This window comes from Ruminococcus sp. NATIVEDY160 (assembly GCF_045819885.1).
Classification (GTDB): Bacteria; Bacillota; Clostridia; order Oscillospirales; family Acutalibacteraceae; genus Ruminococcoides.
This window is the reverse complement of record NZ_CP162391.1, coordinates 896649-910003: the sequence shown is the minus strand read 5'-3', so window position 1 is coordinate 910003 and position 13355 is coordinate 896649. Positions and strand designations below refer to the sequence as shown.

The 13355-nt window shown below is 43.9% G+C and carries 17 protein-coding genes and 3 pseudogenes; 13 read left to right on the top strand and 7 right to left on the bottom strand.

What is annotated here, in order from left to right; genetic code table 11:
• Positions 1-13: 13 nt before the first annotated feature.
• Complete coding sequence (locus tag AB1I49_RS04460; RefSeq protein ID WP_316612147.1) at positions 14-664, top strand: hypothetical protein; 651 nt, start codon at positions 14-16, stop codon at positions 662-664.
• Positions 665-714: 50 nt separating this feature from the next.
• Here AB1I49_RS04460 and AB1I49_RS04455 read toward each other — a convergent pair whose 3' ends face one another.
• The 4 genes and pseudogenes from AB1I49_RS04455 to AB1I49_RS04440 all read right to left on the bottom strand — a co-directional run bounded on the left by AB1I49_RS04455 (position 715) and on the right by AB1I49_RS04440 (position 3323).
• The gene (locus AB1I49_RS04455) at positions 715-1380 is read right to left on the bottom strand and encodes a cytidylate kinase-like family protein (RefSeq protein WP_316610059.1); all 666 of its coding nucleotides are present in this window, start codon (positions 1378-1380) and stop codon (positions 715-717) included.
• A gap of 13 nt (positions 1381-1393) precedes the next feature.
• Entirely contained in the window at positions 1394-1969 is a 576-nt protein-coding gene (locus AB1I49_RS04450) for a TetR/AcrR family transcriptional regulator (RefSeq protein WP_316612149.1), read from the bottom strand.
• 96 nt (positions 1970-2065) lie between these two features.
• Positions 2066-2278 (bottom strand): annotated as a pseudogene (locus tag AB1I49_RS04445) (manganese catalase family protein); the annotation flags it as partial.
• Between the two features lie 169 nt (positions 2279-2447).
• Complete coding sequence (locus AB1I49_RS04440; protein WP_407721495.1) at positions 2448-3323, bottom strand: GH25 family lysozyme; 876 nt, start codon at positions 3321-3323, stop codon at positions 2448-2450.
• A 6-nt stretch (positions 3324-3329) separates the two neighbouring features.
• On the opposite strand from AB1I49_RS04440, the gene AB1I49_RS04435 reads away from it, so the two are divergent.
• The gene (locus AB1I49_RS04435) at positions 3330-4781 is read left to right on the top strand and encodes a recombinase family protein (RefSeq protein WP_407721494.1); all 1452 of its coding nucleotides are present in this window, start codon (positions 3330-3332) and stop codon (positions 4779-4781) included.
• Positions 4782-4822: 41 nt separating this feature from the next.
• Here AB1I49_RS04435 and AB1I49_RS04430 read toward each other — a convergent pair.
• A pseudogene (locus AB1I49_RS04430) lies at positions 4823-5068 on the bottom strand (manganese catalase family protein); the annotation flags it as partial.
• 272 nt (positions 5069-5340) lie between these two features.
• Between AB1I49_RS04430 and AB1I49_RS04425 the strand changes: the two are divergent.
• From AB1I49_RS04425 to AB1I49_RS04415, 3 genes are read left to right on the top strand one after another with little or no spacing between them, the layout of a single operon-like run.
• A complete protein-coding gene (locus AB1I49_RS04425) occupies positions 5341-5607 on the top strand; it encodes a DUF7724 family protein (RefSeq protein ID WP_186833336.1) in 267 nt (88 codons plus the stop codon).
• Positions 5600-5818, top strand: a complete 219-nt coding sequence (locus AB1I49_RS04420; protein WP_186833337.1) for a DUF7723 family protein — start codon at positions 5600-5602, stop codon at positions 5816-5818. Before AB1I49_RS04425 ends, AB1I49_RS04420 begins: the two co-directional genes overlap by 8 nt.
• A 3-nt stretch (positions 5819-5821) precedes the next feature.
• Complete coding sequence (locus tag AB1I49_RS04415; RefSeq protein WP_186833338.1) at positions 5822-6100, top strand: DUF4160 domain-containing protein; 279 nt, start codon at positions 5822-5824, stop codon at positions 6098-6100.
• Between the two features lie 453 nt (positions 6101-6553).
• Here AB1I49_RS04415 and AB1I49_RS04410 read toward each other — a convergent pair whose 3' ends face one another.
• Complete coding sequence (locus AB1I49_RS04410; RefSeq protein WP_407721493.1) at positions 6554-6991, bottom strand: DUF1273 domain-containing protein; 438 nt, start codon at positions 6989-6991, stop codon at positions 6554-6556.
• Positions 6992-7102: 111 nt separating this feature from the next.
• On the opposite strand from AB1I49_RS04410, the gene AB1I49_RS04405 reads away from it, so the two are divergent.
• Entirely contained in the window at positions 7103-7264 is a 162-nt protein-coding gene (locus tag AB1I49_RS04405; protein ID WP_216523807.1) for a type II toxin-antitoxin system antitoxin, read from the top strand.
• A 51-nt stretch (positions 7265-7315) separates the two neighbouring features.
• Here AB1I49_RS04405 and AB1I49_RS04400 read toward each other — a convergent pair whose 3' ends face one another.
• Positions 7316-7645, bottom strand: coding sequence for a winged helix-turn-helix transcriptional regulator (locus AB1I49_RS04400; RefSeq protein ID WP_407721492.1), 330 nt, complete (start codon positions 7643-7645; stop codon positions 7316-7318).
• A gap of 197 nt (positions 7646-7842) precedes the next feature.
• Between AB1I49_RS04400 and acgA the strand changes: the two genes are divergently transcribed.
• From acgA to AB1I49_RS04365, 7 genes and pseudogenes are all read left to right on the top strand, one after another.
• Positions 7843-8007 (top strand): ACGX-repeat peptide, encoded by a 165-nt coding sequence (gene acgA, locus AB1I49_RS04395; RefSeq protein ID WP_092976524.1) that lies wholly within the window; start codon positions 7843-7845, stop codon positions 8005-8007.
• Between the two features lie 84 nt (positions 8008-8091).
• Entirely contained in the window at positions 8092-9156 is a 1065-nt protein-coding gene (gene acgM, locus AB1I49_RS04390) for a radical SAM/SPASM domain protein, ACGX system (protein ID WP_407721491.1), read from the top strand.
• Positions 9153-10106 (top strand): alcohol dehydrogenase catalytic domain-containing protein, encoded by a 954-nt coding sequence (locus AB1I49_RS04385; RefSeq protein ID WP_407721490.1) that lies wholly within the window; start codon positions 9153-9155, stop codon positions 10104-10106. The genes acgM and AB1I49_RS04385 overlap by 4 nt, the downstream gene beginning before the upstream one ends.
• 12 nt (positions 10107-10118) lie before the next feature.
• Complete coding sequence (locus AB1I49_RS04380; RefSeq protein WP_407721489.1) at positions 10119-10886, top strand: protein-ADP-ribose hydrolase; 768 nt, start codon at positions 10119-10121, stop codon at positions 10884-10886.
• Complete coding sequence (locus AB1I49_RS04375) at positions 10831-11706, top strand: SIR2 family NAD-dependent protein deacylase (protein ID WP_407721488.1); 876 nt, start codon at positions 10831-10833, stop codon at positions 11704-11706. Before AB1I49_RS04380 ends, AB1I49_RS04375 begins: the two co-directional genes overlap by 56 nt.
• Before the next feature lie 33 nt (positions 11707-11739).
• Positions 11740-12615 (top strand): DUF5131 family protein, encoded by an 876-nt coding sequence (locus AB1I49_RS04370; RefSeq protein ID WP_407721487.1) that lies wholly within the window; start codon positions 11740-11742, stop codon positions 12613-12615.
• Between the two features lie 101 nt (positions 12616-12716).
• Positions 12717-13355, top strand: a pseudogene (locus AB1I49_RS04365) (sugar O-acetyltransferase).

The window sequence follows — 13355 nt, the reverse complement described above, 5'->3', positions numbered from 1 at the left end:
AGGAGAGTTATATATGACATTTCCAAAAGCCGAGCGCGGTATCAAAATAGTATTTTTGGCGCAGATTTCATTTATGCTTGCCAGTGTTTTTTCGACTGCATCAGCTATCGGCAACATGATAAACTATTATATTTACATAAACTTCCCGGAAGAAGAGCTGCTGTTGGCTCCGTTTTTGATCATCGCGATACTTGCCGTCATATTTTTACTGGCAGGGTTTGCGCTGACAATTATCGGAGTTCTGAAGGCGTCCGGTGAGAACGAAAACTTCAAGGTCGCGCTTTATTCTATCCTGTTTGGCGTCGCACTCTCTATCATAGGAATGATCTGGTCGGGCGACAACGCTGTAGGCACTATTACAGGTCTGCTGACTACGCTCACGAGCTTTCTGGCGATCATCTATGTCATTCAGGGAATCCGCAGCCTGTCCCTGAAGCTCGACAAAAAGGAAATGGATCAGACGGGCAGCAGGTTATATACGCTTTTCAGCGTTTTCTATGTAATCGAAACCTGTTCAAATATAGCTATCCTGATTTTCAACGATAACTCGTCGTTCATTATCGTTTCATTATTGCAGATATTCTTTAACATCATGTCGGTAGTGCAGTATTTAATATTTATGCTGTACTTAAGAAAAGCTATAAAGATGCTCGCCGTGAACTGAAACAACAAGAGCCGGTCACATTCACTGTGACCGGCTCTTTCCTGTTTGTGTTAATATAAACCTTTTATGATCTCAACGCATTTGTCTGTTCCCAGTACGCCGCTGTCAAGGCAGATCGTGTAATTTGCTATATCTCCCCATGAGGTTCCGGTGTACAGCTCATAGTACGCTCTGCGCTTTCTGTCCTTGTCGTGCAGGCGCTTTGCCGGAGCTTCCTCGCGCCGACCGTAAACTGACACTATCCTCTCAGCGCGCTTCTCGTCGGACGCGTGAATGAAAACCGAAAGGCAATCTGCGATATCGCGCAAGATGAAATCCGCGCACCTGCCGACTATCACGCATGAGCCTTCCTTCGCAAGCCGCGTTATAACGTCCTTCTGAGCGAGCCAGAGCTTGTCCGCGTCGGACTTACCGTCGTAGGTTCTGCCCGCGAGCGCGTTATCGTACAGGCTGTCAGATACAGCGTACTCGCCGAATCTCTCGACGTATTCCTTCGCAAAGCCTGTTTCTATCGCGATTTTCTCAATCAGCTCGCTGTCGCAGCAGGGTATCTTCAGCGCCGCAAGCTGGTTAGGAGCGCCGATCTGTCCGACGAAGAAGGTATCCGCCAGACTGTACAGTATGACGACGATCTGACTGATTACTGTTGGCACCGCCAGCTTCGCGACTGCCCTGCCGACGGGCATGGTTGTGAATAATTCGTTTTTCTTTTGCATTTTTGCGCCTCTTTTAAGCATTTATTTCCGCGTGAAGCCCCGTCAGAAAGCACTGAACAGCAAGCTGACGGCTTTTTTCCAGATCCGTGTCCTTATAATAGTAAAAATACCCCAGATCCTCCTGAGATACATACCCGTGCAGCGTGGCGCGGAATACTCGCTGCCAGTGAATACACTCTTCGTCGCTCAGGCCGTAGTCACGCAACAGTCTGATTGCTGTTTCGAGCAGCGGAACCGCAAGCTCCTTTTCGGTGTCGTCGTTGTCCTGCGGCATTGACATGATCAGTCGGTACAGACCCTTATTCTCCCTCGCAAACGAAAAGTACGCGTCAGCAAACGCCATAACCGCCTCATCCTTTTGCTTGCCCTCGGTAGCGGCGTTCTGATTGTCGACAAACATTGTGATAGCATGTCTGAAAATCTCGTGCCGCAAATCCCTTGTGTTCTTGATGTGGTTGTAGAGAGAAGGCGTTTTTATCCCCAATCTGCGAGCCAGCTCATGCAGAGAAATCCTTGACTGCCCGCTCTCCTCGATATAGGCAATCGCCTCCGCGATGATTTTTTCCTTTGTTAATCCCTTTGTGCTCATTATTACCTCCAAAAAAAGCAAAACTAACAGCGTTAGTCGTTATAATACTAACGTTGTTAGTTTGTCAAGTACAACAATATTAATTTTTTATTTTTGTTACTTCTTTTTCTTAAAACACGCCTTGTCAAATTCGGGATTGAAAGCGTAGAAGTTTTTCTCATCAAGCTTGTCGGTCAGCAGTCTGAGGTTTTCGCCGAAGCGCTGATAGTGCACGACCTCACGCGCTCTCAGGAAACGGATAGCGTCCTTTACATCATAGTCGTCGCAGAAGCGGAGAATGTTGTCGTATGTCGTTCTCGCCTTCTGCTCTCGTAAGGCTATGAATCTGCTACATAATGAAATCATATAAACCTTAATCGTAAAAAAATGGGTGTAGAGATGAATTTCTCTACACCCTAATTTTATACTCGATAGGAACGTATAGAGTTTTTTGATAAGTCCATACACCCTTCAAGTATTTTCAAGTAACTTTCAAGTATTACTTACTTAATGTAATCTGTAATCTGTCAATGGTTTTACCAAATGCACCAGCATACCCATCCTGTCCGTTGCTTGTTTCGTTGTCGTATTGCCAATCAAAATATTTTGCGGAATACGACGGGGATACTCTGTATTTTGCACGTAAATAACCAGTGCTCTTCGCCACATCTGAAGGAGTATAGTAGTATACCTCGATAGCGTCAATAGGCTTTAGGTCACCAGCATAACCATTCTCATCGTTATTTACATCATATCCAGTTACATACGGCAACCAACTGCCGCCACAAATATGTACGCGATATTTTACAGTTCCCTTCGTTGGTTTAATCATAACGTCGGTAATCGGTGCACCCTCCACACCAGCATAGTCTGTGAGGTCTGTAATCTCGCCCCACCATTTGCCGTTAGTGCGTACACGATACTTAATAGATGGAATTTCAATCTTCTTATCATCATCGCTTTGGGTAGGAGTCGGAGTGGGAGATGGTGTAGGTGTCGGAGCTACGTCTTTGTCGCTCGATTTCTTAAATCCATTATACCCACCATTCTTAATGATAGTTGGGTAATCTTTATAAGCAATATCTTGGTCGATTACGCCAACACCAGAAATTGTCGGGCTATCAATGTAATTCGTTTCTCCACCGTATTGCCACATACCCATACGATTATATTTATACGCGCTCGGTCGAGAACTCCATTGTGCGAACCAACAATCATAATCGTTTCTGATATGGTTGTTCATCATCGCAAGCTCTTCGTAGCCAGTATAGATGATTGGGTAATAACCAAGGTTCTTCAATCCGTCTAATACAATAGTCGCAACATTAGTAAGATTAGAAGATGTCCATCCGCCTTTATTTTTATTATAAACCAACAGAATATGCTCATTGATTATTGTCGTCAAAAAGAATGGATTGTTTATGACATTTATAATGACGAAGATTTTAGTGGCTCGGATAGAGATAGACCTGATTTCAATCGCATGATTAATGATGCACGAGAAAATAAATTTGATGTGATAATCTGCAAAACTCAATCAAGATTTGCTCGTGACATGGAAATGATCGAAAAATATATCAATAGACTCTTCCCTGTTTGGGGTATTAGATTTTTGAGTATTGTTGATAATAACGATTCTTCTAACAAAGCAAATAGAAAATCACGACAAATTAATTCTCTTGTAGATCAGTGGTATCTTGAAGATTTATCCGATAATATTCGTGCAACACTATCCTCTAAACGCAGACAAGGTTTATGGGTTGGTGCTTTCGCTCCATATGGATATATCAAAGACCCGAACAACAAAAATCATCTTGTCATTGATAAAGAAGCTGCTGAAATCGTTCAATATGTTTTTGATTTGTACTTACAAGGATATGGTGTTACAACTATTGCAAGAAGGCTTAATACAGAACATATACCTAACCCTGCAACATACAAACAACAACATGGACAACCATTTCAAAATGTCAATAAAAAATGTTCTGATATTTGGCACACGTATTCAGTCCAACGCATGATTTCAAATGAGGTATATATTGGCAATACAGTACAGGGGGTACAAGAAAACGTATCCTACAAATCCAATAAGAAAAGAAACAAACCAAGAGAAGAATGGGATATTGTTGAAGGGACACACGAAGCAATTATCAGTAGAGATGTTTGGGACAGAGTACAAAGATTAAGAGCCAGTAAGCCCAAAAGTGGGAGAACTGGTAAGCCAAATATCTTTGCTACAAAAGTTCGTTGTTTACGTTGCGGAAGTGCCATGAGGATTTATTACACTCATCACGAAAGATATTTCCGTTGTAATACTGCTTACTTTGCTGACAATAGATGTACAGGAACATTTGTTTCAGAAAAAGTATTACAAAGAGAAGTATTAAAACAAATTAAAATCTTGTATAACACATATGTAGACGATAATTATGTTTTAAGTGAGATAAACCCTTCAAATGGATTACAACAGAAAAAAGAAAAATTACAACGTCTTGCTTTTACAATAAACCAGAAAATTGAAAACTTAGACGCTCGTATCAAAGACGCATATATTGATAAATTAGACGGAGTTATTTCAGTCGAAGATTTTCTATCATTAAAACGTGAATTTAATACTGAGAAACAATCATTAGAAAATGATGTTAAAAAGCTAAATTCACAAATTGATGATATAGATTATCAGTTGTCTAATTCTAAATCTCAATACGAGCTTTTGCAACAATTCAAGGATATTGAAGAATTAGATTACACAACTGTCAATACACTTATAGACTATATTGAAGTTGGCGGCAATAAAAACAATCGAATTATCAATATCCATTGGAATTTTTAATAACTATAAGCGATTGATCTATAGTTATGTGGTAGATTGATAGCCTTCTGCTCAGCCGCCATGTTCTCGTGAAGGTCGGTAATCGCGTCGCCCTTGCTCTGCATGCCTGCCGCTGTCCACGGAACTCCCGACGCGGACTGAGGATAGATGCCCGTCGTGTGGTCAACAAAGTAATCCTCAAAGCCGGCCGCCTTGATCTGCTCCTCGGTGAGGTTCTTAGTCAGCTGATATACAATAGCACCTATCATCTCAAGATGGTTCAGCTCCTCAGTGCCTATCGAGGACACTCAACACGGTAAAAACAGTGGTTTTAATGCGAATTCAGAAATATACGCAGATTATAATTCTAATTCGGAAATAAAACTACATAAAGCGTTCAAAAGCTACAGTTTCTTCTGTACAAACAGAAGAACCGGACGGGAAATCAACCCATACAGCGAAACAGACAAGCCGCGAGCGAAGAAGTATGATGTGAATTTGTATGCAGTATAAAAGCTATATTTCATATTGAATTTATGAAATGGACATAGTATAATAGTTTTATAAGGTGGTGCTTGACATGAATACTGTTGCTACGTTATCCAACGATAAGTGTTTTACATCTTTCACATATAACGGCACAAGAATTCGCTTCGCTGCTCCGGTTTGTCTTGAAAAATATACAAAGATATTGGAGTGGGACAACGGGTATCTGGTTGTGCTGGCTATATACAACGGAGTTGAAACTGAGGAGTATATCGACCTGATTCCGATACTGCATAATCTGTGTATTGAACCAAGTGAATTTCTGAAGAATATCAAAGAGGTGAATATTAGTTATGACTGATATGATTAAAATTGCCGAAAACGCGAAAATGATTGTTAACGGATACGCTTTTACCGTCATTCCGGCAGGCATACAGGTTGTTAATTTGTCACGCAAAACCGCTTGCGTTTTCGACTCGGACGATAACGTGATAGAATCCAGTATGGATGATATTGAGATAGAAATTGCTGCGGATTATTTAAGAAGAAATAAAATGTTTTTGGAGGATTAAACGATGCCGAAATATTACTCCTTCATGGTTTGCGGATACTATTTGTATTTTACATCCCACTGTATTGTTGAAGCAATGCATGTGCACGCAAGTGATAAAAAATTGACCGAAGCAGGTTCCGCTAAATTCTTTGTAATGAGCAACGGTGATACGACAGTAGAGTCCAAAGGGATTTTGAATGACCGAGAAATTTCAAAAATCCGCAGCTTTATTAAAATGAATTACAAAGAAATGTATTTGACATGGCTTACTTACAGCGACAAAGGCTTTTATGGCGTATAATTGAATCAACATACTGTTTTACCGTCTGTGACTTTCAGGCGGTTTTCTTTTTTTGCATTATTTAATCTCAGAGCGTTTGCCGGATAGATTCCTACCGAAGTCCCTCGATGCGGAAAAACGGGCAGTTATAATGACAAATTAGAATTAAAGCCCCCAAATCACCTTAAATCTTATCTGCTTTACTGCTATACAAGAAGAAATAACAAGATTATTAGACCAGCTTTGGAAAAAGACAAGCATAAGTCAAAAGTATTTGATGTCAGGGTGTATTCAATTTAATAGTTTCGAACATCATCATGAATAACGGCGATACTTTGGATCAATGGAGAAATATTCGATTGAAAGCCTAAAACAGAACACCGTACAGAACAAATTTGTATGTACGGTGTTTTTCTATGTGCAAAAGTACTAAAAGTCAAGCAAGAGCTTTACGATAAGCTGTATGGCAAAAGCTTAAATGATAATTATCGCTTTGTTTTCGTGCTGTGCATATCGCTTTGCCTCACACGCGCCGCCGTAGTTGCGAACGGTGTAAATCAGAATAACGTCGCTGTTGTCTATCATCCACCGATTGCGAGCCTTGATAGCGGCTTTGTAGTGAACCCCGATAAGCTCGAGCGGAATAATTACGTCATCATACATAGCGTCGTAGTAATCCCTGTCGGCGTTTATATCATTCGTAAAATATGGCTTCACACAAGTCAGCTTAATATGCGGGTGAGATTTCTTTGCCTTGCGGACGGCGGAGGAAAACAGACTGTCGAATTCTCCCATAGCTCCGGTGTAGAATACTTTGCAGCCCTGTTGTATTACCGCTTCAACCGCGCTATCCAATCTATCGCCGATATTCTCAAATACGTTCCTATGCCCGAACCCGCAGCACGACTTCATTCTGATAACCTCTTTAGATATATATTAGACATATTATGCGCCTATATCAAACATCATAACACATTATAGGCATAAAATAAAGTCATAATAAATATGAAATGAGGTTTTATTATGGCTGTAAAGAGTTTATCTATACGAATTGATGAAGAAATGCTCAATAAACTGCACGTTGTAGCAGACTACGAAGGTCGCTCGGCGAACAGTCAGATATTGATTCTGATTCGTGACGCGATTGAGAAGTATGAAGAAAAACACGGGAAAATTGAAATATAAAAATGAGCAGGACGGTTCCAATGGCTGTCCTGCTCATTTTATCGGTCGTTATTATTTTTCAAACTGTTCCTTATAATCGATCCCAAACGTTTCCATCGACTTGATGATCGGGCGCATACTCTCGCCGAGATCGCTCAGGGCGTACTCTACTCTCGGAGGTACCTCGGGATAAACGGTGCGGGTGATGATACCGTCATCCTCCATCGAACGCAGGCTGTCGGTCAGCACCTTCTGGCTGATTCCGTCAAGGCTTTTTCTCAGTTCGTTGAACCGCCACGGTCTGACGAGAAGATTACGAAGTATCAGCAGCTTCCACTTGCTTCCGATCAAGCTCACGGTTGTTGCGACGGGACAATCGGGCAATTCGGCTTTTGTTTTCATACTGCACCTCCAAAGGTTTATTAAATAGTGTAACATTCCTATCTGAATACAGTATAACAGACCGAAACCGGTTTGTCGAGTAGTTACAAAAAGGTGACTGAGTAATAGAAAAGTGCGTACTTGTGACATTGTTCTCCGTACTGTAAAATAAACTTGTAAGCAATAAAACGCTGCAAATAAGCGAAAGGAGAACGATTATGGCATTATCCAACATTGCTTCTTGGACAAAGGGCGGCAAATCTTCTGCCTGCGGAACTGCTGAAAAGGCTTCGGCTTGCGGTACTGCGGAGAAGGCTTCTGCTTGCGGCACTGCCGAAAAGGTTTCCGCTTGCGGTTCAGCCTGCGGCGCGGGTGACAAATAATTTTGTCCGTAATGCCCTCTGATTACTCGGAGGGCGATTATGCAAATATCAGCAAATGCTGTTTATATATGCGAGGTTAGTATTATGAGTAAGCCCTATTTTTCTTTTCAATGGCATATCACGGATGAGTGCGACCAGCGGTGCAAGCACTGCTACATTTTTTCAGACGGCAAACATACCTGTTTGAAATCAATGACGTGGGAACAGATGCAGGACACCTTCTACAACTGCCTTGATTTTTGCGAGGTGTTCAGTCGCACGCCGTACTTTTATCTGACGGGCGGCGATCCGATTTTGCACCCTGACTTTTGGCGGTTGCTTGAGCTGTTCCACGACCACGATATCAAGTTTACGATCCTCGGCAATCCGTTCCACCTCAACGACCAAGTTTGCAGAGAGTTAAAATGGTTCGGCTGTGAGAAGTATCAGCTGTCGCTCGATGGCTTGCGTGAAACACACGACTGGTTCCGCAAGCCGGGCTCTTACGACTGCACGCTCGAAAAGGTAAAGTGTATCAATAAGGCGGGTATCCGTTCCGTGGTTATGACGACGGTTTCCAAGACAAATATGAGCGAGGTCACGGGCATTATCGACGCGGTTGTAGAATCGGGAGCGAATGTCTTTGCCTTCTCCCGTTATGTGCCGAGCGGCGGCGACCTTGACGCGAGTATGACCGCGCAGGAGTACCGCAGATTGCTTGCAGCCTGCGACAAGAAGTTCAAGGAGTATGAAGCGGAAGGCTGTCAGACTTATTTCAATAAAAAAGACCACCTCTGGACGCTTTATGAATATGAAACAGGTGAGTTCACGATTCCCGAAAACGCCGAAAAGGGTATGATCTACGGAGGGTGTAATTGCGGAGCGTGTCATATTACGATACTTCCTACAGGCGATATTTTCGCCTGCCGCAGAGTTGCGGAAAGCAAGGTCGGCAATGTGTTTGAGGACAGGCTTGCGGATGTTTGGCTGACTTCGATGGAGTGTTACAGAGATTTCGATAAGTTCAGCAAATGCAGCCGCTGCAAGCTGCTCGCGTGGTGCAGAGGTTGTCCTGCAGTAGCAAAAGGTACAAACGGCGACTTCTACGCCGATGATCCGCAGTGCTGGGCGAGTGAAGAAAACGGATTGTTAAGGAGTGTTGACAAATGAAAGCAGTTGTATTGACGAAGCCGACAAAGGCAGAGGATATCGTTCTGTCAGAGGTAGAAGTGCCCACGGTAAAGCCCGGTTGGGTGCTTGTAAAAATCAAAGCGTTCGGACTGAATCACTCGGAACAGATTTTAAGAGAATTTGAAATAGAAAAAGATTATATCAACAAGCCGATCATTCCCGGTATTGAATGCGCCGGAGAGATTGCCGACCCGTCCGACAGCGGATTTAATATCGGTCAAAAGGTTGTCGCCCTGATGGGCGGTATGGGACGTTCTTTTGGCGGCAGTTATGCCGAATACGCCCTGCTTCCTGTTCATCACGTTTTCCCTGTCGAAAGCAATCTGTCTTGGACAGAAATGGGAGCGATCCCCGAAACCTACTTTACCGCTTGGGGCTCACTGTTCCAATGCCTGCAGCTCACGCCCGACGATAAGCTTCTTATCAGGGGTGCGACCTGTGCTCTCGGTTATGCGGCGATCCAACTTACCAAAGCTCTCGGTTGTACTGTTGTCGGTACTACCCACAAAGAGGATAAACTGCCGCTTTTAAAAGAAGCAGGCTGTGATGAGTGTATTCTTGATGACGGCACGATAAAGGGCAAGGTCAGCGGCGTTACTAAAGCGCTTGAGCTTGTTGGGATCAAAGCCCTCAGAGATACGATGTTCGCTCTTGACGAAGGCGCGGTCGTCTGCAACACAGGCGTGCTCGGCAAGGTGTATGAATGGAACGGCTTCGACCCGATAAAGGATATTCCCAACGGCGTATATCTGACAGGCTTTTTCTCAAACTACCCGACACAGAAAATGATTCAGGATATTTTCAGCCTTATGGACGAGCATCATCTGAAGCCGCTGATCGGAGCGAAGTTTGATTTAGACCATATCAATAAAGCGTGTATCGCTCTTGACAGCGGAAAGGTGAATGGTAAAATAGTAGTAGAAGTTTGAGAAGGTGATGTTATGACGCAGGCAGAAAGACGATTGTTTTTAATCAATACTCTTTTATCCGAACGCGGAGAAAGAATTGAAATACCTACAGATGAATATAATCAAAAGCGACTGCTCCGCTCGCTGTTCAATATCCGTATGCCGAGAGAGATAAGCGAGGAATCCCTGAGGATTCAAGACGAGTATTTGCAGGAAGAAAACCGCCGCAAAGGTATAACCGATATTGCGGATTTAGAGCCGGTTCAAGATCATATCTATCTTTGGCAGGGTGACATCACCACGTTGAAATGCGACTCTATCGTCAACGCCGCCAACAGTCAAATGCTCGGTTGTTTCAATCCCTATCACGGTTGTATCGACAACGTGATCCACACCTATGCGGGCGTACAACTGCGCTGCAAATGCAATGAAATAATGACGGAGCAGGGTTATGAAGAGCCGACTGGTCAGGCAAAAATCACGCCTGCCTATAATCTGCCTTGTAAATATATTATTCACACCGTCGGACCTATCGTCGGCGGCGCTCTGACAAAAGAGGATCGTGAGCTGCTCAAAAGCTGTTATCTCTCCTGCCTGAAGCTCGCCGAGGAAAACGGCTGTAAGAGTGTTGCTTTCTGCTGTATCTCAACAGGCGTTTTCGGATTTCCTCAAAAAGAAGCGGCTGAGATTGCGGTCAATACCGTTAAAGAATATCAAAAGAAACACGAGATTGAGGTGATATTCAATGTTTTCAAAGATTCAGATAAACAAATCTACCGAGAATTACTCTCAGCAGATTGAGCAAATCAAAGATAAACTAAACAACGCCGACGCGGTTGTCATCGGCGCGGGTGCAGGACTTTCTGCATCGGCAGGCTTTACCTATTCGGGAGAACGCTTTTATAAGCACTTTTCCGACTTTGCAGAGAAGTACGGGATCACCGATATGTATTCCGGCGGCTTTATGGTGATGCGGTATCCTCCGGAGGTGTTCTGGGCATATTGGAGCCGTTTTATTTCAATCAACCGCTACGAAAAAGCGCCTAAGCCTGTGTATGATGATCTTTTGAAGATTGTTAAGAATAAAAACTACTTTGTCCTGACGACGAATGTCGATCACCAATTCCAGATGGCAGGCTTCGATAAGGAGCGGCTGTTCTACACGCAGGGCGATTACGGTTTGTTCCAATGCTCCGTTCCCTGTCACGACAAGACCTACGATAACTATGATGCGGTAATATCAATGATCGAACAGCAGGAGAATATGAAAGTCCCGTCTGATCAGATCCCACACTGTCCTGTATGCGGAAAGCCGATGACAATGAACCTTAGAAGCGATGACAAATTCGTTGAGGACGAGGGCTGGCACAGGGCGGCTGAGAGGTATAACTCTTTCATCAATGAAAACAAGAGTAAAAACATCGTTTATCTTGAATTGGGAGTCGGCGGCAATACCCCCGGTATTATCAAATATCCGTTTTGGCAGCTGACAGCACAGAACAAAAACGCCGTTTATGCTTGTGTCAATCTCGGCGAAAGCTATTGTCCTGATGAAATCGTTGATCAATCTGTTTGTGTCAATTCCGACATCGGCAAGGTCATCAAAGACTTGGGTGAATAAATCCGGAAAAATAACAAAACAGGAGGTGAGGTTTTGCACGACATCTGGAATCCGTGGCACGGCTGCAAAAAGTGCAGCGAGGGCTGCGAGAACTGCTATATGTACTTTCTCGACGCGCAGCGCGGTAAGAACGGCGCGGATATCTACCGCACTAAATCCGGTTTCAATTATCCCTTGTCAAAGGACAAAAGCGGACATTTCAAAATCAAAAGCGGCGAACAGCTCCGCGTGTGTATGACCTCAGACTTTTTCCTTGATGAAGCAGACGAATGGCGTGATGAAGCGTGGAACATCATCCGTCAGCGCCCCGACGTTATTTTCTTCCTGCTGACGAAACGACCTGAAAGAGTGAAAGACCATTTACCCTACGATTGGGGCGACGGCTGGGAGAATGTCTTTTTCAACGTCAGCTGTGAGAACCAAAAAAGAGCCGACGAGCGAATCCCGATCCTGTTGTCGCTGCCGTTCAAGCACAAGGGAATTATGTGCGCGCCGTTTATAGGTGAGATCAGCATTAAAGATTACCTCAAAAGCGGACAGCTTGAACAGGTGATCTGCGACGGCGAAAATTACGCAGGAGCCCGTCCGTGTCATTATGAGTGGGTAAAGCGGCTCCGTGACGAGTGTGAGGAATATAACGTCACCTTTGCCTTTATCGGCACAGGCAGACGCTTCGTCAAGGACGGCAAGACCTATCAAATTGAGGGCAGTGAGTTACAGGCGAATCAGGCGTATAAATCGGGACTGAGCTTCAAGGGTAAGCCGATTGACTTCACGCTAACCCGTCAACTCGGCTTCAAAATCGCCGACAAAGATTATTATGAACCCTATTTTGGAGACAAATGCCAGACCTGCGGAATGAAACCAATCTGCAACGGCTGTACCCGCTGCGGCAAGTGTAAAGAATAAAACTACCTCCGCTTGGATTTTAACATTTCCAAGTGGAGATTTTTGTAGACAATTATTCTGATTTCTGTTATCATAAAATCAGTAAATATTTGGAGGACGCTATGAATCAGATTGAACGCAGAGACAAGGGTATGGCATATGTTTGCGACGACGAAGCATTCGCTCAGCAGAAAGAGTGCCGTAAGATTTTACAGCAGCTCAACTTTATGGACCGTTCCGATTTTGACGGAATAAAGGAAGTAGTTAAACAGCTGTTCGGCAAGTCGGACGGCGCGTTTATTAATCCGCCGTTTTACTGCGATTACGGCTTTAATATTTAGGTCGGCAAGGAGTTTTTCGCAAACTACAACTGTACGATTATAGATGTAGCGAAGGTAAAAATCGGCGATAACTGTATGCTCGCGCCGAATGTGGCGATTTATACCGCAGGACATCCCGTACATCCCGATACGCGCCGTTCATACTATGAATACGGAAAACCCGTCACGATCGGCGATAACGTTTGGATAGGAGGCAATGCGGTAGTTCTTCCGGGCGTTACGATAGGCTCAAATTCAGTCATCGGCGCAGGCAGCGTAGTTACCCGTGATGTTCCTCCGTGGAGTATCGCTGTGGGTAACCCGTGCAAAGTTATAAAAACTATCACCGAAGCCGACAGAAAAAAGCTGTTCAAGGACGAAGAAATCGACGCAGAAGCGTGGGATGATATTGTTGTCAACGGCTTCGGCGGGGAAGGATAA